The sequence below is a fragment of the Arthrobacter sp. genome (assembly GCF_030540645.1).
Classification (GTDB): domain Bacteria; phylum Actinomycetota; class Actinomycetes; order Actinomycetales; family Micrococcaceae; genus Specibacter.
Genome location: NZ_JAUNVV010000014.1, coordinates 1 through 24,232, shown reverse-complemented (window position 1 = coordinate 24,232; position 24,232 = coordinate 1). Strand labels below are relative to the sequence as shown.

15 protein-coding genes are annotated in these 24,232 nt (G+C 61.0%); 5 read left to right on the top strand and 10 right to left on the bottom strand.

Going from position 1 to position 24,232, the window contains the following annotated elements; genetic code table 11:
* Positions 1-100 precede the first annotated feature (100 nt).
* The 5 genes from Q4P21_RS04500 (at position 101) to Q4P21_RS04480 (ending at position 4,265) form a co-directional block, all read left to right on the top strand.
* Positions 101-985, top strand: coding sequence for a fumarylacetoacetate hydrolase family protein (locus tag Q4P21_RS04500; protein ID WP_303387640.1), 885 nt, complete (start codon positions 101-103; stop codon positions 983-985).
* Entirely contained in the window at positions 986-1,744 is a 759-nt protein-coding gene (locus Q4P21_RS04495) for an SDR family NAD(P)-dependent oxidoreductase (RefSeq protein ID WP_207343696.1), read from the top strand. It begins immediately after the preceding gene.
* A 240-nt stretch (positions 1,745-1,984) separates the two neighbouring features.
* Positions 1,985-2,470 carry a DUF2690 domain-containing protein gene (locus tag Q4P21_RS04490; protein WP_303387639.1) on the top strand — a complete coding sequence of 162 codons (486 nt, stop codon included), beginning with the start codon at positions 1,985-1,987 and terminating at the stop codon, positions 2,468-2,470.
* A gap of 51 nt (positions 2,471-2,521) precedes the next feature.
* Entirely contained in the window at positions 2,522-3,031 is a 510-nt protein-coding gene (locus Q4P21_RS04485) for an RNA polymerase sigma factor (RefSeq protein WP_303387638.1), read from the top strand.
* 1 nt (position 3,032) lies between these two features.
* Complete coding sequence (locus Q4P21_RS04480; protein WP_303387637.1) at positions 3,033-4,265, top strand: hypothetical protein; 1,233 nt, start codon at positions 3,033-3,035, stop codon at positions 4,263-4,265.
* Between the two features lie 33 nt (positions 4,266-4,298).
* On the opposite strand, the gene Q4P21_RS04475 is transcribed toward Q4P21_RS04480, so the two are convergent.
* The 10 genes from Q4P21_RS04475 to Q4P21_RS04430 form a co-directional block, all read right to left on the bottom strand.
* Positions 4,299-5,333 carry an adenosine deaminase gene (locus Q4P21_RS04475; RefSeq protein WP_303387636.1) on the bottom strand — a complete coding sequence of 345 codons (1,035 nt, stop codon included), beginning with the start codon at positions 5,331-5,333 and terminating at the stop codon, positions 4,299-4,301.
* A gap of 9 nt (positions 5,334-5,342) precedes the next feature.
* The gene (locus tag Q4P21_RS04470; protein ID WP_303387635.1) at positions 5,343-6,458 is read right to left on the bottom strand and encodes a type I restriction enzyme HsdR N-terminal domain-containing protein; all 1,116 of its coding nucleotides are present in this window, start codon (positions 6,456-6,458) and stop codon (positions 5,343-5,345) included.
* Positions 6,459-6,538: 80 nt separating this feature from the next.
* The gene (locus Q4P21_RS04465) at positions 6,539-7,405 is read right to left on the bottom strand and encodes a hypothetical protein (RefSeq protein WP_303387634.1); all 867 of its coding nucleotides are present in this window, start codon (positions 7,403-7,405) and stop codon (positions 6,539-6,541) included.
* A 293-nt stretch (positions 7,406-7,698) separates the two neighbouring features.
* The gene (locus Q4P21_RS04460) at positions 7,699-8,757 is read right to left on the bottom strand and encodes a hypothetical protein (RefSeq protein WP_303387633.1); all 1,059 of its coding nucleotides are present in this window, start codon (positions 8,755-8,757) and stop codon (positions 7,699-7,701) included.
* On the bottom strand, positions 8,757-11,591 hold the full coding sequence (locus Q4P21_RS04455; RefSeq protein WP_303387632.1) for a hypothetical protein: 2,835 nt from the start codon (positions 11,589-11,591) through the stop codon (positions 8,757-8,759). Before Q4P21_RS04455 ends, Q4P21_RS04460 begins: the two co-directional genes overlap by 1 nt.
* Complete coding sequence (locus Q4P21_RS04450) at positions 11,581-14,175, bottom strand: hypothetical protein (protein WP_303387631.1); 2,595 nt, start codon at positions 14,173-14,175, stop codon at positions 11,581-11,583. The genes Q4P21_RS04455 and Q4P21_RS04450 overlap by 11 nt, the downstream gene beginning before the upstream one ends.
* Before the next feature lie 91 nt (positions 14,176-14,266).
* A complete protein-coding gene (locus Q4P21_RS04445; RefSeq protein ID WP_303387630.1) occupies positions 14,267-16,939 on the bottom strand; it encodes a hypothetical protein in 2,673 nt (890 codons plus the stop codon).
* Position 16,940: 1 nt separating this feature from the next.
* Positions 16,941-20,471, bottom strand: coding sequence for a tubulin-like doman-containing protein (locus Q4P21_RS04440; RefSeq protein ID WP_303387629.1), 3,531 nt, complete (start codon positions 20,469-20,471; stop codon positions 16,941-16,943).
* A 61-nt stretch (positions 20,472-20,532) separates the two neighbouring features.
* Positions 20,533-23,379, bottom strand: a complete 2,847-nt coding sequence (locus tag Q4P21_RS04435; RefSeq protein WP_303387628.1) for a VWA domain-containing protein — start codon at positions 23,377-23,379, stop codon at positions 20,533-20,535.
* Positions 23,379-23,897 carry a hypothetical protein gene (locus Q4P21_RS04430; protein WP_303387627.1) on the bottom strand — a complete coding sequence of 173 codons (519 nt, stop codon included), beginning with the start codon at positions 23,895-23,897 and terminating at the stop codon, positions 23,379-23,381. The genes Q4P21_RS04435 and Q4P21_RS04430 overlap by 1 nt, the downstream gene beginning before the upstream one ends.
* Positions 23,898-24,232: the final 335 nt, after the last annotated feature.

The window sequence follows — 24,232 nt, the reverse complement described above, 5'->3', positions numbered from 1 at the left end:
ATGTGAGTAAAGTTGCCCAAAAGCTCAGATGTTATGGCCCTGCAATGGGTCATCGAGAACAAGAACCGCTCTTTTGGCGGTTGCAGAGGACATAAATTTCATGAAGATTGCACGCCTTGGTGAGCTTGGCCGGGAAATTCCCGTGGTCATTGCCGCCGACTCATCCGGAACCGAGCAAAGCTACGACGCACGTCCGCTCACTGACACCATCGACGGCGCGTTCCTGGCCAACGGAGGCGTGGCCGCCCTGCGCACAGCACTGGAAAACGGCACCCTGCCGATCCTTGAAAACGCCGCTGAACTGCGCATCGGCACCCCGCTGGCCCGCCCCAACAGCGTGGTCTGCATCGGCATGAACTACGCCGCCCACGCAGCAGAATCAGGGGCACAGCCCCCCGCAATCCCCGTCGTGTTCCTGAAGCCGAACAACACCGTTGCCGGCCCCTTTGACGACTCCCCCATCCCCCCGGCAGCAGCCAAGTACGACTGGGAAGTGGAACTGGGCATCGTGATCGGCCAAGAAGTCAGCTACCTCTCCAGCACCGAGGAAGCAGCCAGCGCCGTGGCCGGCTACGTCGTGGCGAACGATCTTTCCGAACGCGAATACCAGCTCCCCGGCGAAGCAGGCCAGTGGACCAAGGGCAAGTCACTGCCCAAGTCCACACCCCTGGGCCCGTGGTTTGTGCCAGCCGATGAGGTCGACTCCAACAACCTGCAGTTGAAGAGCTGGGTCAACGGCCAGCCGCGCCAGGATTCAAACACCGCAGACATGATCTTTGACGTCCCCACGATCATCCACCACCTGAGCCAGTACATGGTGCTGGAACCAGGGGACGTGATCCTCACCGGCACCCCCGAGGGCGTAGCCCTCTCAGGACGTTTCCCCTACATTCAGGACGGCGACGTCGTCGAAATGGAAATCGGTGGCCTCGGCCGCCAGCGCCAAACATTCTTCCGCGCAGACACAACCACCCAGGAGGCATAAATGAGCCAGGAACTTTCAACCCTTACAGCCGTCGTCACAGGCGGCGCATCAGGAATCGGCGCCGCCATTGCAGCCAAATTGCAGGCCATGGGGGCAAACGTCTCCGTACTGGACTTGAATCCCAAGGACCTCCCCGAGGGCCAGCTGGGCTTTGTTTGCGATGTATCCGACGACGCCTCCGTCAAAGCCGCAATCGAGGGTACCGTGGCAGCACTGGGACGCATTGACATTGTCGTGAACAACGCAGGAATTGGCGCCCAGGGCACCGTTGAAGACAACGACGACGCCGAGTGGGCGCTGGTGTGGAACATCAACGTCGTCGGGATGGTCCGCGTTTCACGGGCAGCCCTGCCGCACATGCGTAAGTCCCCGTCGGCAGCCATTGTGAACACCTGCTCCATCGCAGCCACCGCCGGCCTCCCCCAGCGTGCCCTGTACTCGGCCACCAAGGGCGCAGTACTCTCTCTGACCCAGGCCATGGCCGCGGACCACTTGCGTGAAGGCATTCGCGTCAACTGCGTCAACCCCGGCACAGCCGACACCCCGTGGATTGGCCGCCTGCTCAGCTCGGCTGACGATCCCGCTGCCGAACGCGAAGCACTGAACGCCCGCCAGCCGCACGGCCGTCTCGTGACAGCGGACGAAGTGGCAGGCGCCGTGGCCTACCTGGCCAGCCCGTTGTCCGGCTCCACCACGGGCACCTCCATCGCGGTCGACGGCGGCATGCAGGCACTGCGCCTGCGTCCAGCCGGTCAGTAGCCCTGCACCAAGACCACGCCTTTCGGCATTGATGGTTTTTTTCGAAACGCTCCCTCAGTTACTGAGGGAGCGTTTCGGTTTTAAGCCCCATTGGTGCTGGAGCGTCCTTGGTTGTCGCACGCAAGTAGCCCAATTGCTTGCCCCAGAAGTGTAACGTGGGCCACTTATCCGGAAACTACCTGTGTATGGCGGCATATCGGCCGTCCGAAGGAAACACATCAGGCAGCAGGAGGAAAGATCATGTGGAACCGAGCAATAGCAATGGCAGGAGCAGCACTCTTGGCTGCAGGGGGATTCGGACTTGCGCTGCCGGCAGCAGCCAATGCTGCCCCGCCCACCGACCCGTCCGATCTCAACCAGCAGCCATTTCAAAGCACTGACCCCATTGAGACCGGGTGCGACATTGGCGCCTATGTGATGAAGTCTTGGGATATGCACAACGCCGTGTATAACGAGGTCCAGGGCTTGGCCCAGCTTGTCTACTCACCAACCTGTGAAACCAACTGGGTCAATGTTTACGGGTTCACCCCCGGCAACACCTACGACGTCTTCATTTCCCGCAGCAGCGACAACATCGGCGGCCTGGCAGCCAGTGTCAATGCCGGCGGCGCCGCCGACACACTGCAGACGTACGCGCCGGGCAACACCTGCGTGGAAGTGAAGTGGGAGATTCAAAACACGACCACCGCCATTACGGAGGGCCTGGGCAGCAGCATGATGTGCTGAGTCAGCGCCTTGCACCTTACAAACGCAATGCACCACGGATGGAGGGATCCGGTGTCACTAGCACGGCAGGACAGTTTCCTGGCCTTGCATGAAGAGTTCAAGCCGCGTGTGCTTGGCTACGTCAGGCGGCGGATTTCCTCGGACCAGACTGCCGAGGAAATAGCGGCAGACGTCTTCCGCATTGCCTGGCAAAAGTCGGACAGCGAACCCAACCCGTCCATCGGCTGGCTCTTGAATGTGGCTCGGAACCTCATCGGCAACGAGTATCGGAGCCATGCCCGTGCAATGCAGCTACAGGAAAGGCTTCGTGACACCGAGCGGATCAACGCACAGGGCGGCGATGACGCCGGCACACGCAACGCCATTGCCGCAGCCCTGGAAAAGTTGCGGGAGAAGGACCGGGAAATTCTATTGCTGACGTACTGGGAAGACCTTACACTCGCCGAAATTGCCCACGTACTCTCCTGTAGGGAAGCCACGGCAAGAGTCAGACTGCATCGGGCCCGGAAGTCATTTGAAAGGGCGCTGCCACACCGGTTACGCCCTGAGGGGAGGGACTGAGATGGATCCCATCGAATCGATGCTCCGAAGCATCAATCCTGTTCCCGACGAAACATCAGGACCCGTAAAGCTGGGCCTTCCGCCTGGACTGGACCTGTCCACTGCGCCGCGAGCTGCGGCCTCGAATACGGCGGCTGCGCTGGCGCACCGCCCTGCCCCGAAACGCCGCACGTCGTGGTTCACCACCGCCCGTGTGGCGGTTGTCGCCTTGGCAGCCGTGGTGGTTGTGGCCGCGGCAGGCTTCTTCGGCGCAATGACACAGGGGTGGAAGACGCCGGAGCCGGCAGCTCCCCTGCCCTCACCCAGCTCCATCCCGCCTACCTCCGCCCCTACAAGTACCGCACCACCAAGTGCCCCCCCGGCGGCGCCGGCCATGGATCCCGCAACGGGGATTACATGCACGTTTGAAAACGTGGCCACCACCGATCAGGCAGGGCAGATGCTGGAGAACATGGGGACGCACCCTGGCGACTTCAACGTGCTGGGCTGTGCCGGCGGATGGCTGGCATTTGAACTGACGGACGGCGGCTACCAGAGGCTTGTGGACCAGGGCGCAGGCACGGGCAGCGGCGATGGGAACGGTAAAAAGGGCGATTTTTACTTCGCAAAGTTTGACGGCAGCAAGTACCTGTACAACAAGTACTACTTCGTGCAGGGTTGGAACACCATCCAAACGGCCGGGGGGACGGCAGCTGACAAGGCTGCCGAGATGGACAACCGCATCGAACGGCTCCTTGGCATTGCCTCCGGACTACGCCAGGCACTGGTCGGCGAGCCAGTGTCCACACCGGCCACCACTGCCCCCACCACGAACAGCAGTCCTAATGTGGACCCGGAAACGGGGGTGGCATGCAGCATGGACAACGTGGCACCCGCGGACAACCCTGAAGCGTGGGTCATGAAGGACATCGCCGCCCACCCCGAGAACTACACGGTGCTGGGCTGTGCTGGCGGGTGGCTGTCCTTCAAGCTCAGCGACGCCGGATACCAGCGCTGGCTTGACGATTTCAAGACCAACGGCCTCATCCAGGAAAACAGCGAGTTCTTCTACTTCGGCAAGTACAACGGCAGCAGCTACCAGTTCAAGTTGGGCCAGTCCGTGCCCAACTGGACCCCGCGGCCCGGCGTCGATCCACGGCCAGCAGCCATGGTCAAGACGATGGCGAAGGAGATGGAACAGGCGGGCATCCCCGCCACCCTCCGCGAAGCGCTGGTGGGATCCCCACCGTCCTGACAGCAGTTCGCCGCGTCAGCCTTCGGCGCAGTTTCAGCCCTGTGCGGCCCGCCATGCCTGAATGTCTGCCAGTATCTCGGCTTTCCGCCCCTCTGACGCAAACGACGACCGTACGGAGTTGCCCGCCAGCTTCTCCACCATGTCCGAATCCCAAGCAAACTCTGCCACCAGCGCGGCAAAGTTGGCATGCACATAGCCGCCGAAATATGCCGGGTCATCAGAGTTGACACACACGTTTAGGCCGGCGGAGATCATCTGCGGCAGCGGGTGTGCAGCGAGCGTGTCCACGGCGCGCAACCGCACGTTGGACAGCGGGCAGACCGTCAGCGGCACCTGCTCCGCCACAAGCCGCTTGACCAGAATCCTGTCCTCAACAGCCCTGATACCGTGGTCGATGCGCTCAACACCGAGCAGGTTCAAGGCGTCCTCAACATAGCTGGCCGGCCCCTCTTCCCCCGCGTGGGCCACCAGCCGCAGTCCAGCTTCCTTGGCGCGCCGGTAGAGCCGAATGAACTTCGACGGCGGGTTGCCCACCTCTGCGGAGTCCAACCCAATGCCGATGATGGGCGCCTCCATGTCAAGCAGCTGCTCAAGAACTTCCAGCGCGGAAGCCTCCGGCTGGTCGCGCAGGAAAGCAGCAATCAGTTCGGTCGTGATGCCAAAGTCAGCCACGCTGGAAGCCAGTGCGGCCGCAATGCCGTTGACCGCCGTCGAAAGTTCCACGCCGCGGGCCACATGGGCCTGTGGATCAAACATGATCTCGGCGTGCCGCACCCCCGCCTCTTGTGCACGGGCCAAGTAGGCCCGGGTCATGTCAGCAAAGTCGGCCTCGGTGATAAGCACGGCCATGTTGGCGTAGTAAAGGTCCAAGAATGATTGCAGGTCGCTGAACTCATACTGCGCCCGCAGGGAATCCAATGTGGGAAACGGTAGGGTCAGGCCGTTTCGGGCAGCCAGTTCCAGAATCAGCTCTGGCTCAAGCGTGCCTTCAATATGCAGGTGCAGCTCGGCCTTGGGCAGTGTGGCCAGCGCGGCGGGATCAACGGGATTTTCAGGTGCTGTGGTCATGGGGCCAGTCTACTTTCGCACCGGGCCGGAGGCGGGAGCAGGCCCGCGATCGGCCTTGAACAGCTTGGCAATCAGCTTCGGGTCCACAATTTCGGTACGGATCACCTCGCTCAGTGCCTCCACGGTGGTGGCCGTTCCCGTTCTGCGCTTCACTTCCTTGCGCAGCTGGTCAAGCATCGGCTCCGACAGGAGCATATCCAGCACGGCCCCTGGCTCGATGGCTGCCCGGTGACGCCACACTTCGTCGATGCGCCGGCGTTTGAGCGCTTCCCGGTGCAGCAGGAACATCAGCTCGGTTTTCTCCGCCAATGAGGCAGGCCCCAGCAAGTCCACCTCGAACGCCATGTCCACCACTACCGGTAGACCACCGGTGAGGTGATATGCCTGCCACACGGCACCATTGGTGAGCACCATCCACTCCACGCCCTCGTTGACCGCGTACATCAGCACTTGGCGCAGGTGGCGTTCATTGAGTTTCTGGCTGATCCGCTTGACCTCGATAAAGGCCACCATCTGTTTGTCGATCCGCACCCCGTAATCCGCGAAGTCCTGTTTCACCATGTATTCGGTGGTGAGGTCCGTGAACTTGTCGTAGTCCAGGCCTTCGCACAGCATGTCGGTGACCACCATGCGGGTGTCGCCTTCGTTGGCGTCCCGGGCGCGTAGGGCTTCAAGCGGCTTGATGTAGCGTTGGATGGCGTCGTGCACCTGCTCAATGGCCGTAAGCTCCCACTTGGGGATGCGTGACGCTGCAGCCGCTCTCGCCCGTGGTGCCGGTGGCGGTTCAGCCGGGGCCTGCTTTTCGACAAGGACGACGGCGGGAGCCTGGGTTTCGCTGTCTGTCCAGGTTTCGCCGCCCACGGGGTTGAGCAGTTCATCCGGAAGGTGTCGGTACGGTTCCGCGACGCCAAAAGCAGCTTGCTTCAACATCCAGCTGATGGTGGGTTCCCACAGCTCCACGACTTTTGCCCCCGGACCGTCCACCTCGACGATTTTCGTGTGGGCAATCATTTCCAGGTGGCAGTGTTCAGGTACCTGCTGCCCCGCACGGGCAACTTCAGCTGCCCAGCCCACCAAAATATTGAGTCTGTTTTGACCCTTGGCGTCAAGCGATATCTCATTCATGGTTCGGCTCCTTGCCGTGTTGCACTGTCGCTGTCGTTGCCGCTCCTTCTGTCAGCCAGGGCGGAGGGAGTGGGGCCTGGTTAAAGGACTCCTGTTGCGTTGAGCACCCATTTTGCTGGGTCAAGGCATCTGAACGGGGCAATTCCTCGAGCATGGACTGACTGACCGTTGGGGGACTCGCCGAGGGCAGACACGGCGAAGAACCGATAATCTAGAGGGCGGCCATTGTTGGGGTTTTCCAGGCTCATGACGAGGTTTTTGGCGTCTAGTTTATACAAAAGACTGCGGACTTCTTCATGGAGAAGCTCGCCGTCCCGTTGGTCGTAGCCCGGGGTCTGCAGGCTTGGATCCCGAAGGAAGGCAGCTCCTGTATTGGACATGATGGACTGCCACTGCACATCGTCAACGTTGCGCATTTCCTGCAGAGCGTCGAACTTGGACAAGATCACGGCCAAGTGCGGCGTGGCCGTGCCCAGCATCCGCAGCAAATTCCCCAGCACCACTTGCGGGTCGCCGCCAAGCAGGAGCTGTGCAGGAATCAAGTCCTGCAGTTTGAATCTGATGTCTGGAACAGCCAAGGGGTCAAACATGAAGAACACCGCGTCGGCGTGTCCCAGGAAGGAGAAGGGCCGCTGGTATTCAGGTGGGTTCTCCATGTCCTCTCCAGCCACATCACGTATGGACAGGAACCGGCGGACACCGTTGACCATGCCTAGGCTGAGAATGACGGGGTCCCGGGTGTACGAGTCGGCCTGCACGCTGCTTGGCGTTGGATGCATCAGGCCACGGGCTGAGAACAATGGCTTCTCGTAGATCTCCGTGTATTTTTCCCTGGACCGATTGTCGGCAAACTCCACGGTGCAGTTCAGCAGGCCCATCAAGTAGTTCAATTCCTTGACAAGGACAGCGACGTACAGTGATTTCCCTGTTGCCCGGGCCCCGTTCATGGCTATGCAGGTGGCCTCCCCACTGCGCCAGTCCGCCGGAAGGACATAGTGGCAGTTTGGGCAGGCATCCTTGGCCGGCTCCTTGCACCCCGTACATTCCGCCGTCGGAGCCGGACGCCAGTTCTTTCCACCGGATGCAGGCGCCGGCTGATGGATTTTAGGTCCGTTCTCGACCTCAAAACCCATGTAGGCACTGGCGACTTCGTCCTTCTCCAGCGGGCAGCGCCCTGAGCAACAGACCCAGAAGGCCTGCTGCTCAGAGATTCCCTGAAAACAACTGGGGCATTTGGTATTCAATGGTTGACCTTTCCGGAAAGCGCCGAGCCTGCTGGGAAGCAGTCCAGCAAAAGTGACTTGACCATCGCGGCAAGTTCCCGGGGGTCCCCCAACAACCGGTCGTGAAGCGAATCAGTTGCCGCCGGCCGGGCGATGACAGTGCTGGGTTCATGTGAGCCACCCAGCAGCTCCCAGGCAACAGGGTCGGTCACGGCCACAAGATGGCGAAATTCCTGTTGCCCGTTACCTCGTTGCAAAAGCTCCGCATCCGCTGGCAGGCCGTCAGTAACCAGGTAGATCATCTGTTGTGCAGCAAGTCCGTATTTTCCATCAAGCGGGCTGCTGGAGCGGAAGCCGCTAGAAGGGATGCGGTTTTTGAACTGCGCATTGATGGCAGCAGGAATCCTGGTCAGCTCCATGGCCGGCAGCAGGTGGAAGGCATCATCAACAATGGCGGCACTGACTTCCTTGCCGTTTGCCACCACTTGGGAAACGCCGGAGATGACTTGTGCCACGGCGGACACCGTGCCGTCCTGGACCAGGTCGGCAGTTGAGCCTGAACCGTCCACGGCAACCACCATGTTCAGCGCCATTTCCGGGTCAACCCATTGCAGGCCCAAAATTTCACGGGTGGCCACACGTGCTGCGTTGCCCAACGGGCCAAGGTCGGCATCGTTTTGGTTGTGTGCGGCACGAACGCTCAACAACCCTTCCTTCGGCGCCACAAACACCAGGTCCTTACGGTCCAGGCCCGAGACGTCGATGGGTGCCAAAATGATCCTTTGGGGATCCGCACTTGCCCTGTCCTCCACTGCAATGGAGAGATGTGCGATGGTGGGTGCCGGGAACCTTGCCACACCTGCCGGGAACAATGAAACCATGGTGTTGGATACCACCTGGGGCAGGATCACCACGTTGGGCATATTCGCCGGACGCACCAGGGCTTCAACGGCACGCCCTTCTTGAGACACCTCAAGTCGCCCCTGCACACCGGGGCCCTCAAGACGCAGGGTAAAGCTCAGCGGGCGAACATTCAGCCGCACCTCCGCCGTTCCTTCCAACATATATGTGGGCATTATCGATCCTTCCGCAACACCGATGATTTAAAGGACTTAAGTGAATCTAAAAATGCTGGTTTCCCCGGTTCGGGGTCCAGCCGGCCGGTGGCAGAGCAGAGCTGCTGCCACCAGTCCCTGAAGACTTTTTCGCGTTCCTGCAGCGCTTTCTCACGCTGGCGTTCAGACTCGCCGGTCGTGGCCACCTTCCGCATGACGTCCATGGTCGCAGCGGCTGCACCATCCATGTCGTAGAGAGGCATCGTGGATAGCACGATCCGCAGCGGTACTTCCAATGCGGGAACCCATTCCTGATCCAGCTCCACCCGCATACCTGCCATGAAGCGTTCCGGCATTAACGCGCTTTCTGGAAAACGGGGCTTGAGGTAGAGCGACATCCGGCCCAGATGTTCTGCATCCGCAATGCTGAGCACCTGCGACCGGACGCAACCAGCCAAGGCCACCGCAATGCCCGGTTCCGGAACGTCACCGAGGCCCCGAAGCTGCTTTTTCAGGGCCGCAGGCCATGGTTGCATTGGAGCTGGCCCGGTTCCGAGAACTATGACGGCAGCAACCACCATCAGGGCAGTCACTGCCGGGGATTGGTGTGGGCGTTCCAGGGCTTCCAGCGTTTCTTCAAGGGTGCCTAGGAACATCTTGGATATTTCCACTACCGTTGTTGCATCTCCCTGCGTCCAAGCGTGTGCAAGGGTGACACCATCCGAGCTCGTGCGTTCAGCGGCAAGGCGCAGTTCTGCGATCTTCGCTTCCAGCGGCGTTTCGTCCTGCAACCCCCGCTTCACCGCCATTCTGCACAATGATTCCAGCCTCCTGGACCAGTGCTCTTCCAAGAGTGCGTGGTAAAAAAGGTTCCCCCCAAGCGCCCCCGGATGTCTCGATTCGACCGCACACAGTTCGGCCCCGGACCAGGCCGGGCCTGCGTGGAGCACGGCGGTCACAAGTTCAGCGGGAAAGCCAGTCCCTTTATGGAATTCCAGTACCCCGATGGCCGCCGCAACCCGGGCCCTGTCGGCAGTCCCCTGCCCGTTCTTGCACTGCCACAATGCCAGTTCCACAACCATCGGATCCAATTTCACGGCACCGGCATCAAGCTCGTTGGCAATTGTTCGCGGCGCCGCAGCCGGGAACAGCCAGTCACGGAAGGCCGGCGGCATTCTGTGGCCCGGAGCCGATTCTTCAAAGCGGTTGGAACGGGCAACGACGTCCATGACCTTGGCGTGCAGCACACCGCTTTTCAACGCACCAGTGTGGTCGACAAGGGCCTTTCCTTCGTCATCAAAGTCAATGACGGCACTGACCACGCGCTCAAGAATTTCATCCCTGGCGTCGGCAAGCTCGGCATCGCTGCCGGCCTCCAAGTCCACCAGAGAGGTGGCAGCAATAAAATCCAACACCTTGAGTCCTGCCAGGACTGCTTCCCGGCTGCTGTGCTCAGCCAGCCGGGTGCGAAGCTGGAGGACGGCTGACTCGGCTGCTGCCTTCATGGGCAGCGTGTTTGCGGCCGGGTCATGGTCCTCGGGCAGCGGTACGCTGCCTGGGCGTTCCAACCATTCAACGTCGCCCAAGGCCCTCTCCACATAGGTTTGTATGAGAATTTCCCGAACGAGGCCAGCGGCCGGGCCATTGGAAAGCTCCACCCAGGCATCCCCGGCATGGATGCTCCCGGCGGAGCGGATGGCTTGCACCGCCTCCGCCTGAAGTGCTGTGTCACGGCTCAGGGCCAAGGGCGAAGACAACTTCAACACCTCTATCGCCTCGGCTGCCGCATCTGCAAAGATGTGTGGTTTGCGCACTGCCGTCATGGCGAGGGGCCATGACGGGTCGGTTCCGGTGTCCCCCACGCACAGACTGATACGGTCCAGTTCGGCCATGGCTTCCTCGGCAGTTTTCCGTGATGCCACCGCATCCTGGGCAAGTGTGCCCCAATAGGTTGCCGCTATGCGCGAGCCGGCCGCCGTCGTGTGCGGGTTTCCCTCCGTGTCGCCCATGTTGGGGGTCTCAAACTCATCCAGAATCACATGTGTTCCATCGCTTCCCAGCAGAGATGCATCGACCCGGGGAACACACGCAAGGTGCACACCGCGGGCGAACACCGTGCCCAGCGCCCCTGCCCGTTCGTACAGCGAAAAGTTCAGCCGGCGTGCAAAGTGCGGTGAACACAGAAAACTCACGGCAGCAGTCCAGAGGGCGGCGTTTCGTGCCGACCCGGTGACAAGAACGACGCCGGGCCCCCCACCCATCGCTGCAGCAACAGCATCGAGCAACACTGCGAGCAGGCCCGCCCGCCACTCGTTGGGGGCAAAGAGGAAGTCCTGCACGTCCCGGGCAGACAGGCCCGGGGCAAAACCGCCGTCACCAACCGTGGGCAGGTGCGCTGCCGTTACTTGGTCCACGCCAAACGGGCGCAGCACATCCGGGGAGTCCCACCACTGCACAGGCCTGAGCCCCGGGACGAATGAGTCAGGTCTGCGGTCCACCAGAACATGGCTGAAGACATTTCCGGGGCGCCCGGTGCTGTCTCGGCCGGCCATGACACTGTGCCAGTAACGGGACTGGCCCGAGGGGCCGCACACATGGGTGAAGCGCCTAGGCATGGCCGCGACCTCAGCAGCTCCGGGAAAATCACTGGGTTCAACATCCGGGTCGAATTGTGTCACTATCCTTGCCTGCAGCAGTGCCACCTCGGTATCCAACAGGCCTGCGCTGCGTTCCTTGACCTGCCACCCGCCCCGCGTGCCATTACCCGCGTCAAAGGAGGCATAGCTGAGCTGGCCCCAGCGCGGGGAATCAGGGGAAATTCCCAAGGCCGCCGCTTCGTGGATGTCAGCGTCCACCGAACGGCCCCCAACCTGAGTTCCCTCGGGAATTCAGGGTGAGGTCTTTGACGCCGGGGTCCAACACTGCCATTTGTTTGAGTACGTTCATGGGGACCTGGGGAAAGAGCCGGATGTATCCGGTCCCGGCACGGACCTCTGAATTCCAGGTTTCAGGATCCGTCTTCCACGTGTCCGGCGGATCTTTGATGGTCCTGCTGTGAGGCGTGAAGACTCGTGTGGCGGGTTCCGCCCCGTCCATATCTCGCATCATATTCAGCGGTTGGCCGTCCGAAGCCGTCAGTGGAAGCCTTTCATGGTTGTAAACCAACATGAACCCTGGAAGGGCCGCGTTGGGCGTGTGCGAGTCCACCACCACGGTGAAGCCGGTGACTTTCCCGGTGAATTTGGCCTTGCGTGGTGCCACCCGGTACCCGACCCGCATGATCCACGGGTAGTTGACGGTCGTGACCGAACCGGCGACCCGGTTTCCGGCTTCGAAGCTGACGGGAACCAGGTGCAGGTCGCAGCCCTCGGCGGGCAGGTTGGACGGAAAATACATGCCGCCACGCTGGTTGTACGCTGAATGTGAAATTTCCAAGGGCTGTCCCGCAAGTGCGTTTTCCGGACCTTGTCCGGCTGGCCCGCGGTACACCATAACCGCGTCGGCTCCGGCGGGCCATTCAAAGGTCAAAATTTGGCTATCCACGCGTTCCACAACCTTGGCGTTGCGGATTCTCGTGGGCCGGGTGCTGACCCTGCTGGCGCCAACGTGCGCCCGGCCGTCAAGAACGGTCACGGGAGTGAAATATGTTCTTGTCCACTGGACAGGCCACGGCACGTTCAGCATGGCTGCCGTGCCATTCTCCGGTTCTATGGGGTGTGCAAGACGGAACTCAGGGCGCAGGCCGCCTTGCTCCAGCGTCGCTTCCTCAAGCGGCTTGAGCTCAATCCCGGCTGCCGGCGGTGTTGCCGTCCGGTAGATGTCGACCCGCCCACCCGGGGGAATCCTCCAGCGCAGGTCCACCAGGACGGTGTCTGCATCTTCATCAGCGTTCACGGTCACGTTCAGATCGTCCACCGGCAGCAGCACGGCCGAGACGGTGATCGGCACGACGGACGGTGCTGACAGGAGAGTCTGTTCGTAGACTGCGGCCTCAGCGTGCACTTGATAGACGTAAGCAGCCCCGCGCTCTGCCTGCGCGTCGACAAAGCCGCCAAGGTTGGTGCCGTCGGCATGGATCCTGTAAGCGGGGTCGCCGCTGGAGAATGCCGCCTTGTTCGCGGGGATGCGGAAGATCTGTACTTTTTGTGTTCCCGGCAGCGCCGTCCACTGGCCAATGATCCGGCCTTCGTCTTCGCGAATGTCCACCGCCGGGACCTCCGCCACGACCTCCACTGTGGCGTGCAGCACCGGTTGGGAGTTCATGGCATCCACACGGTCCCTGCCCGCATGGCACCACACCTGCACGTACCGCACAGCGGTGCTGAAGACGCGCGCATCAACCGCGTGCCCGTCCTCTGTAATGGCAATGACGTCGGCTTGGTCGGGGGTGTAGGGAGCTGTTTCATCGCCTGAAATGAGCCGGTAAATCTTGACCGCACGCTCGGCACCGCCCGGCGCCCAGGAATAACGCCGGCTACCGTCAAGGGTTTTTGCCACCTTGATAGTCTCGGGCTTGATCCCGGAAGCAATAAAGTCATAGGCGGCAAATAGGGCCGGATCGATTTCCGCTCCCTCCGCGTGGTCGGCTGGCGCCACGGTCGCGCCGGTCTCCAGCGCAGCGCGTTCCCGCTGGACCGGGGCCAAGGGTGCAACTTCCCAGGCAACCTCTGAAGCAGCAGACCGGGCTGCCCTCCGGGTGGGCGGTGCCGGATCTGCTGGCAGGTGTGCCGCGTGCTCGGGCACCGCTGAATCGGCCTCAGTAAGGTCAAGTTCCGCCATCGGTGGATTGATGCTGGCAAGCAGTTCAACAAGCTCGTGCGCAAAGCCCTGGGCCACACCGGGCAGTTGGGACTGAACAGCCGTCAAGTCCCGCTTGCCGTTGGCCACGTTGCGCAGGTCCCTGTCTTTGAGCTGGGATGCGAACGGCCGGGCATCGTCAACAGCTTGGGTTCGCCACGCTTTGAGCAACTCTATGGACTGCTCTACCAAGGAGGGCTCCGCACTGCTCTCAGGCTCATGTTTCGACGCTTCGATGTTCGGTTGGCCAGACAGGTCTTTGACCTTCACCTGCTGCATCTGGGTAATCGCAGTGGCACGCGCATTTGCCAGTGCTCGGGCAGGGGCTTCAGCCGGCACTTCTTCACCACCTGCTGCAGGCTGTGCTGGTAGGCCCGCTTCGCTCTCTGGAACGTCATATTCGCTGCCCAGTTGGCTGTGCGGGTCAGCAATGTTGAAAGCCACCTGCTTCAGCAGGGTCGTGATGGCTCCTTGCCAGGCGTGCACTATGCCGGCATCCACACCGGGCGCGTCAAGGCTCTTGGCAATGGCAATTGCTGCCAGATCCTGCTCCGACGGGGCAATGAAACCTCTGGCCGCAACGTCACGGGCCCACAGCCGCAGGGCACTGAGCCTTGCTTCATACTTTTGATCGATCGTCATTGCATTTACCTTTGCTACTGTGGCTTCTTGCCGCCGGTCCCGGCTGCTGGGATGTCCGACGGCGTGATGTCGCTTTTTGTTCTTGGCTGGCCTAGAACGTTGGGCCTTCCGGCACTGCAATGTCCACGGTAGGCACCGCTGGCATGGATTCTGCGTTGTCCCACCAGTTGGGCTCCACCGGTGCGCTCTTGAACGCCTTGAATTCATGGGCTCCGATACCTTGACTCAACTGCACAAGGCCTGCCCATTGGCTCATGCCGTGACGGACATGGAACGGGATGCTCAATTCCACCCGCCCCTTGCCTGCATTTCGTCCCAGGTCGGTGAGGACTTCGCCGTCGAACTGTCCGGGCATGGTTGCATCTGCCGGGGTGGTCCCGGACATGAATGCGTCGAGGCTCGTTTGGGCCACTGACCCGTCACGGACCTCATTGACGGTGGAGGTCATGGTCGCAGCCAGGTCTGCACGGTTGTTTTGCAGTTCCGCCAGCACATGATTCCATACGTCGTGGCTGGCAGCGTTGTTGATGCCTTGCTCATCCAAGGCCGCAATCCACAAGGGAAGCAGGGAGGTCTCGCCATCCCCAAGCTGGCGGAACAACAATTCCACATTCCCTGAAAGTTCGTATCCGCGGGAACCAAGCTGGGCGGGCGCCCCGTTGACGGCGGTCTGCCAGGGCTGGCTCAACCATCCGGTGGAGAATATGCCTTGGCGCAGTTGCGCTGTCGCCATGCCAATATTCTGCGGGTTGATGGCCACGCTGCCCACCTTGACGTTCAGTGGCAAGCCCTGCACGTAAACCTCCTTGGCGGCAGCTTGGCTGACGTTGCGCCCGAATGGTTCGTGCAGGACACTTCCAACCACGTGGGACCAGGCCAGGAACTGGCTGTAGGCATCTCCCAGTCGGCGCAGGTCGCGCAGGATGTGGCGCAGGTTGCGGCGGTTGATCTCGTCTTGTTCCAACATCGCCGTCCGGGCATTGATCAGCCTGAAAAGCTCCCTTTGTCCACGCATGAAGACAATCAGCGCAACAACCAGCCAGGCAATGAGAATGCCAGCGAGAACAGCTATTCCCGGGCCAACCTCGATGACCTCGCTGGCGAGCAGCACCACTGTCACCACCACTGCCGCAATCGCAATGCCCATGATGATCTTCATCCACAGGGCGATCTTCTTTTGTGCTTGGTGCACCGGTGCCAGACTGTCTGAAGCGTCAGCGGCGTCGCGAATCTGCCTCAGCACGCCCTGCAGTTCCTGCGTGGTGGAGAGCAGGTGCTGGGCGATTCGGCTGCCAACATGATTTGCATAGCTGTCGGCAAATGATTGCTTCCATGTTCGCAGCGCGGCCAGCGCCCCGCTGGCCGGGACACCCAAGTTGGGGTCGGCTGCGGTCTTCTGCAGCCGCTGCTCGGCGTTGTAAATGCCCATGACGTCATAGGGAGACACGGGTCCCAAGGACATGGACGAGCTCAAGTGTGCGGGAATGCCGGCGAAACGTTCAGCGGCCAGCGGTACGGCGGAGCGGGGTGTGCGGACAACTGCGCGTTGGGTTCCGATTTGGACAGGCGGCAGCGCGGCAACCCGCTCCCCGGCATCCGAAAGTGTCAACGCCCCCGCAGCGTAGTCCTGCCAGAGTGAGGACAGGTCTGCATGAACTTCGTGTTCGCGCGGCATCCCTGCATTTTCCAGCACCTTGTCGAGCTCCACGGCGGCTTCCCGGACATCCAGCCATGATGCGGGCATGCCATCGGGTGCAATGCCGTCAACAATGACCGTGTATTGCGCCGGAGCTGCGCCGAAGACCACGGAATGGATCGCGGCAGCAGCCGTAGATTTTATTTTGACTCCGATCCTATTGACCCAGTTCCGTGGCACATTTTTCAATGCCGCACAAATGAAGCTGAACATCATGCCCAAGGCCGTCCAGGCACCGATTGGTTTGGACACGGAAGCCTGCTTTTGCTCTCTGGGTCCCTGCAGCACCTGGGCGTGTTTCGTCCATAGCTGCTCGGCCATGGTGCGGGAGGCGAGAGAAACGTCTTCGATGTAGATGGCTGCAGAGCCCATGCGTGAGGGCAGCGGCAGGCGTTGACTCACATCCGTTACTTGGGCACGCAGTTCCTCCTCAACGGCGGTGGCGTCGAGGTTGCGGTAAAAGGCCCGCATAAGTCTGGCATTCTGGCCGGGCAGGAGCATCTGGTCATCCAGGACCGATGCGCCCATGCCACGCCACATCGCCAGTATCCCGGCGCAGGCCACCGCTGCGTGGCGGCCCAGTGCAAACGGATCGGCAGTGGCATGCAGCAGGCTGTGGCCCTGGTTCACCCCTGCGGATTCCTCGGGGGCGAACACAATGTTGTGCCAACCTTCGTGGGCGAGGTCCTGGACAGTTTCAATATCATTCACGCGGGCGGCCACGGCACGCACTCGTGTGACGGGACGACCGCCAAAGGAGGACTCCAGAAACAAGGCCACCCGCTGTCCCGTTTCGGTTGAAACTTGCGGCGCGTCGGCACCTGCAGTGACAAGCACCGCCACCCTGAGGCGGTCGTAGTTTCCTGCCTCAGCTGCGAGGGAATGCAGGTTGACGCCACGCTGTCTCCCGCCTACCACCTCCACACCGCCAATACCCGTTTCGGTGACCATCTCGGGTTCCACCCAGACAAAGCCGTCCACCAGTCCAAGACCGGACCAGTCGGTGAGAATCTCCCGAAGCCCACCCAGCTGGCCCTTGGGAGCAACGAGAACATTCAACGCCGCCATGTTAGAACGCTCCCAGATCCGGCAGGTCCAAGGAATCCGGACTCTCCTGTCCGCCGCCTGTCAGTGCGCGCTGACGGGCGGTGCCCAAGTGACCCAGCAATTCACCCAATGTGACGAAAATGTCGGGGGCGATGTCGCGGAACAGTGGTGTGGAACCTGCCGTCTTGCGGTTCTGGATTTTGGAGAATGATCCACCACCCTTGGCGCCTAGGTACTCCGGTTCCATGAAGTGGTCCCCGGCCAGAGCACGGATCGATTCAAGCCAGTTCTTGGTGCTTTCATAACGCTCGTCAATGCTGCTTGCAGCAACCACCCCCGGTACGCGCCCTGACATGCCTGATTGGGTGCGTCCTGTGGCAAGCCATTGGGCGAGCTCCTCCACCGCGGCCGTTTCAAACAGGCCTGATGCCGGCTCCTCCGGGCTTGAGTCGTAGAAGCTGCGCAGCAGGTTGTAGGGCCGCATTGAGGACAACACGGGACTCTGGTGCGTATTGGCGACGGCCAGCAGGATGGATTCCAGCACTGCAGGCAGCCAGTCGTAGGATTTTGCCAGGAACTGGGACGGCGGCGTCAGCAACGGGTTGGGGAACTGAGCCCAGTAGCCGTTTTCCTCATCCCAGACTTCCACGGCTGAGGTATATGGCGGTTCGGGCAGGCGCAGGCGGCCGGTAATCTGGCCAACAAACCATCCCGCGACCAGTGCACGCCGCTCCTCCTGGCCCATCGGAAGGGAGGCTGCCAAGGGGCGGGCACGGCGCTGGCTCCAAAATCCCTTGCGTTCAGGCAGCGAGGTGCCTGCCCATTGCTGGGCCACCGGCGCCAGTACGGAGTCGAAGACAAGAGGAGAGTAGTTGCGGTAGGAGCCGAAAATGTCGATCTTTTGGACCTTGTCCTCGCTTGTCATGGCCTGTTGCAAAATTGCTGCCGTCTCTTCAGCAATATCGTCGTTGCCGGCAATCTGCGCGAACAGCGCACCGGCCACATCGTCAAGCTCCCCGAACGGCACTGAGGAGAACTTGAAACGGTACTTAACATCGTCGCTGTGGAGCTGCTGCACCACATCACGGTTGACGCTGATGAGCGGCACAGCCCGGTTCAAGGTCTCGTTGAACTTGGCGATGACGTCTGCCTGGCGTTGCGGGACTTCGGAAGCCTTGGCATCGGTGCCTCGAACATATTCGCGTAATGAAAGAGAGCAGAAGTTGTCAAAGGCCTCGTTTTTGCGGGCAACAAAGCGCCGCGCACGTCCTACCAAGTCCTGCGGTGTCACGTGAACGGTGAATGCTGCCCGTGACGGAGTCAGCGGCTTGCCGGTGAAGGGATCGCGGTTGAATTCAGCTGGCTGCCAGTTTCTTGTCTGTTCCAGCAAACCGCCCGGGGCAATGTCACCGCCGGCAACAGACCACAGGCCACGAATAGTCTGACCCACAATCAGCCATCGGCCTTCATTGAAACCCTGGTGGTTGGTTCCAGCCGAGCCCACCTCGGTCACGTCGTTTTCGTACTGCGTGGCGAAGGTCTTCGATTCGGTAATCAAAATTTCATTGTCCGCCACGTCAAACCGGGCTGGGACGGAGAGGTTTTCATCGCTTGGCCACGCGGCGTATTGGTCGGTGGCAACATTGGCCAAGCCCACAGCAGTGGGACGGGCCGCCTGGGACTGGTCCAGCAAGGTCAGCGACTCACTCAGTGCCTCACGCATGGGAGCAACCACATCGTTGACGAAGGCCGTCAGCACTGTGGACATGGTCTTGCCCACCTGCAAGTACAAAAGGCCCGAGGTTTGCCCGCGAAGCAGGCCCACCAGCCGGTCAACAACGGCCTGTCCATTGGCAATAACCTTCATCGGCGCAATTTCACCTTCAAATTGCGGTGGCACCGTCGCTACAGCCGGCACGCCATACGAGACAATGCCGCCCAGTGCGTTCAGCAGCTGTTCCTTGATGAGGGCCTCAATGCGGTCCACGACCACCCTGGCATAGGGCAGGCCAAATTGGGTGACGGAGTCCTCCACAACCGTAATGAATCGGGACAGGAGCTCATCCTTGTACCCGTATCCCCATTGGTAGGCGGCTTCCACGGAAACGTTCGTCAATGATGCCCTGCGTTCCTGCAGGCGCTGGCGCAGCCCGCCAATCCACTGGTTGGCTGCCACCCCGCTGGCCTCCGGGATGTAGGGCACCACCTGCTCATCTGTGATGGCGTTGGCGATCCTTCCGGCGTCGTCCCGCGTGAACGCCGAGGCGTTGAACCAGTTGAGGACGTCAGTTTGGTTGATGTTTGATCCGTGGGGGACCGGCAATTCCAAGGCACGGCAAATATTGCTCCACTGGCTGTCTGCCAGCGCATTGACCTGCTCGATGCCGGTTGCCGAATTGTTGGGCTGCATGTGGCCCAAACGGAGCCTGTCCACGGCAGTGCGGGCCATGCGCTGCGCCGCATACTCCCCGTACCGGTCCCGGCCCATGCTCAAGCTGGCAAAGCCAAAAGCGCCCCAGGCCAAGTCCTCCGAAGTGGCGCCCCAGCCAAAGGTGTCCCTGCGCGCAGGCTTATCCGTTGAATTGTTTGTCAGGTCATAGGAAATGAAATCCGCGGACGCCTTGCCACTGAGCATGAGGGCAGCCAGGCCCCGGCCAAGGCCGCGATAAAGCGCATCTTGGCTGCCATCACCGAACATCGTCCGCGAGACACCGGCAAAGCGGCCCACTGGAAAGACACGCGCAAACGGAAGTGCATTCGCCATCCCGTTCTTCTGCCCCAAGGCAGCTAACGTTGCCGTGTCGTGATCCGCCGCTGCCTTGGTCTGTGCCGCAACGATTTCCCCCAGCATGGCGAGCGCATTGGCACGCACGCCGCCCCGAGCGGCAGGGGGCAGACCGTCGAAAGCGTCGGCTGCCACCATAAAGACACCGATCATGGACGGCGTCACGCCAGGGACCAGGGCAAGCAGTCGGCACACATCCAGGGCCATGGACGCGCCAGCGCCACCTGCCATCGATGAAACCACCAGGACCATGGGTGGTTCAGACTGGTGAAAGTCGCCCATGCCGGGAACTTTGAGGGAGGCCATCTCGGTATTCGTTTCAACCAGGTTCAGGCGCTGGAAGGCGCGCTCAAGTCCGCTGCGAACCTCGTTGGCCTTACTCAAGGTGATCATACGGCCAACGGCACGCAACTGCCCTGCACCGCTGTGGATGGGGGTATTGATCTGTTCGGGTTTCCGCGGAGCCCACGTACCGATCTGCCCAAGGGCGGAGGCACTGTTGAGCGTTTGACTCAGTGCGTTGTCCAGGATGGAGTAGCTGCCGCTCTGCGGCCCGGTTGCAATGTAGCTTCCACCTTGCTGGAAGACATTTCCAACGCCGTCATTCTTGAAATCGGGGGCGGTGGGCACATCAATTTGAACAAATTGCCAGCCCGCCGGAATCGAGTCAACACCGTGCGCAGCCAACTCCGACTTGAGTTGATCCATCATGAATGCCAAGGTGGCCCCGCCGGAACCACCACAGCCTACTACTAAGAATTTCCGCATTGTGCTGGCCTGTCCGTTCTGAAACTGAATAAAAAAGTGGAATTTGCTAAAACTACTGACACTACTGGTCGGGCTGTCCCCATGGGTTGTACTGAGTTGGCGGTTCCGGTGGCACGGATCCGCCGTTGCCCGGGTCGCCAAAGCCGCCAAATCCACCGGCGATCGGAGACTGTGGGGCCTGCCCGGCCCCGCCAAAGCCCGCAGAGCCGCCGCTGGCAAATCCGTCTGTATCGTGTGCCTGGCCCCGGGCGAACCCGCCGAAACCACCGTCTGGACTGCCAGTCGGACCGGCGCTTGAACTTCCACTTGGCAGGACCGGTTCCAGCAGCGGCTCGGCTGCTGCGTCATTCAGCTGGCCCAGAAGTTCCGGAAGACGGCTCCGAATATCGCCCTCCATGGCCTGCTTGCCTGAAGCAGAGATGTCTCCGCTGGCCAAAATGAGCACATAGCCAGTCTGCGGGTCGGAGCCTTCATCGCGCAGCAGGACCCAGTTGTTGTGGATGGCCAACGGTAGCCGCGCCTGTGTACCCGTTTTGTCTGCCCCCGGATGGGCTGAGGAGACACTGAACCGGTTTGCCGAAATCACGCTGACATATCCGGTGCCCAAAGGGGAAAGGCCTGTTTTTGCCTTGAACTCAACCCCGAGAAGCATCAAGGACCGGGTGCCGCTTGGATCCATGGGAACCAACTGCACAAGGTCAGAGGGGCGCAGAGCGAACGGTGCGCCGTCGCGCTCCACCTGTCCGTGCGAGACATTGATCGGAATGAGTTCCGCAGACAGAGAGCTACCCGGGATCTTGGCCACCATCCACTTGGCCAGATACAGCAGCAATAGCGGAATGCCCGGCCCGAGAATGAGGGCAACGAAGAGAGCAAGGAGGAAGTTCGCCGTGTTCAGTGGCTTCGCCAGACTGGCCGTGAATGCCACCTCGACAGGCATGGCCTTCGCACTCTCTCCATCAGGGGCGATCATCATGGTCACGGTGCCGTTCACGGTACCGTTTCCAGCGTTTTCGGCCGTGAAAGTCAATGCCAGCGGTGAACCACCGGACACGCTGATGCAGTTCTCGGCAGATGCAGCCTTGTCCATGGTGATGGACGTCTTACCAATGTCCGCAGGGGAGGCCACCACATTGAGTTTCTGCTCCGCGGGCAGCCAGACACAGCCGGAACCAGCGGTGCTGAGGGTGCCTCTCACATGGGGCAGCCCTTCGGCCTGGCCAAAGTCCACCGCCGACCCCAGCACCGGGAAGTCTGCTGGCGGGGTGAGCTGTACGGGGATGGAAACCATGGCCGGTTCGAGCAACGTGCCTGGGACTGCTTGGCCTTTGTAAGTGGTGGCTGCAGTGGTGATTGTCAGTGCGAGCCGCATTTGGGCAGGACCGACGGGCAGGCCCTTCAAGTCCATGGCCCTCGGGGATCCCAAGGAATTTTTGTCGAGTTCCCGTGCGACCTCCGTTGCCTTGCCCTGTGCACCAACCATGGTGGCACTGAGCTTCACGGAGCCGAGTAGCCCTGCCGCTTGAACAGCCTTGCCGCTGGTGTCGGCAAGACCAAACTTCACATTTGGGATGGTGTCCCCGACATGGAGTGGCGTTTCTGCAGGGTTCAGCCATACCGGCACGAGGTTGCCGGTGATGTGGACGCTTGATTTGGAGACTTTGTCTTTCGATGTGCCGCTGGGGTCGGTGAAACCCAGTTGCCACAAACCGCTCCAAGCCGTGTTAGTTGGCCCAGCTCCCATGGAAACCGTCAGTGTCTTCTCCGACAGCCACGTGTAGGCGATAGTGTTGCCGCCGTCGCTGAGTTTCACTTCCTTGTTCAGGTCCCCGAGGGGAAGCCCAATGATTTTGCCCGCTGGGCTGACCATGGAGGCGGTCACCTCGTCGGCATCCGCAGTTGCCAGAATCCGGACCTTGGGTGTGGTGGCATCAAGGACGAAGCGATGGGACTGGTCCTCGCAGAAGTCGAACTGGCAGATCCCGTGTTCCTGCACCATGGGGCTGCGACCCGGCGAACTGATGGCGTCAAAGGCAAGCAGGAGGCTGTCAATGCCGCTGGCCAAGTGGAATTCACCCGGTGCAGGGTCAGTGAGATTGCCGCATTCAGAGCCCCCCTGACCGGTGAATCCCGTGGCCACGGACTTCATGAAGTCAAATTCAGCCTCTTCGGGCTTGCTCCCGCCCAGACCGATGCCAAACATCGCCACATGCGAAGACCGCAGTTGGTCGGCCACACCGCCACCGCGGCAAATATCATCTGCGGCCAGTTCGCGCGCCTTATCCGTGTTCTTGACGTTTGTCAGCTCGAGATTGGGGGCGAAGGCCTTGGCGGTGCCATAAGCCTGCTTGGCAGCATCCGTGGTGCGCGGAACAAAGTTCAAACCCCCGTCGCTGAACCATACAACTGCTTGGCAGCTTTGCACATCCGTTCTGGACGACGCGCGGGCTGCCAAGTCGCGGCGGGCCCCATCCAGAGCCGTCCAGTAGTCGGTTTCCATGCCCTTGTCCATCGTTTTGAGCGAGGCAATGCTGTCCTGAAGTTCCGGCAGGGTGGCAGGACTCAAAGTCGTCCATCCCTTGACGCTGCGATATTGATCGGCGAAAACACTGATGGAGATATTGACCTGCCCCTCGACCCCGTCCGTGAAACCGGCGAGCTGCTTGACCAGGTAATCGGCTGCTGTGACACGGCCGTTTTCTGGATCCCGGTCACCTAGGCTGGCTGATTCGTCAACAAGCAGCAGCATGTCGGTGACCCCTCCGCCGGCAATACAGGCTCGGAAGTCGTCAACCATTGTCACCGGGCGCGCGGGCGTCGCGTTGTTCGCCTGGGCAGGAGCACCAAGCAGGCTTCCGGCAGGAAGCACCAACGCGACCGCGGCAAGAAGTGAAAGAAACCGCTTCATTAAATTCGGCCCACCCAATCGGCGATCCTCAGCGCGCTGACCACCACGGCGACCAGACTAAGCATTATGGCCACGCGGTACAGCCACGTGGCAGATCCGCTGGATGAATAAAGTGCAGCAGTCCGGGCCTTCGTGTCCCGGAAGGAATAGACCGCAACCAGGGCAATCGCCACAGGTCCTGCCAATACCCAAGCCGCCACGGTCAGAGCCGGGACGCCGCCGAAGCCCAAGGCGAGCACCAACGCGATGACAGCGGCAGCCATCGAACCAAGCAGCCATATAACGGGGGCACCTGTGGGACGCAGGGGTTCCCCTGCGCTGCCGGTATTGAAACTTGAACCCGGCACACCTGCATTGCCGTCACTCAGGTCGAAGCCGATGTTCTCGTTCGTCCCGGAGATCCCGGCAAAGGGATTGGTGCTGGGTGGCGCCGTTAGCCCCGCAGATGCGTGAGGTTTGCTGGGCGTGCCTGCGCCGCCGAACTGGCCAAAATCGAATGGCCTTCCACTGTCAGACATCTTGCCACTCCCCGGAATCTACGACACTCGCCGCTGAAGTTGCTCCCACGCTTGCGCACAATTGCTGACAGCTGTGGTTGAAGCCCCCTGCGTAATAATAGGCATTGCAGCAACGCCCCGACAAATGCCCACAATATATTTCCTGCTGCAGTAAGTTCAGGATATTTTTACGTTTTTCAACGTGAAAGAAATAAACCTCCACCTGCCGCTTCCCCACCATTGCTACGGATCTTCCACTTCCGGCCCCTTCAAGACTCGGCGGCAGGGTGAATCATGTTTGTCACCACATTGCGTGACAAGTTGGAACCCTTCGTTCGGTCCAGCCGTTAGGAATG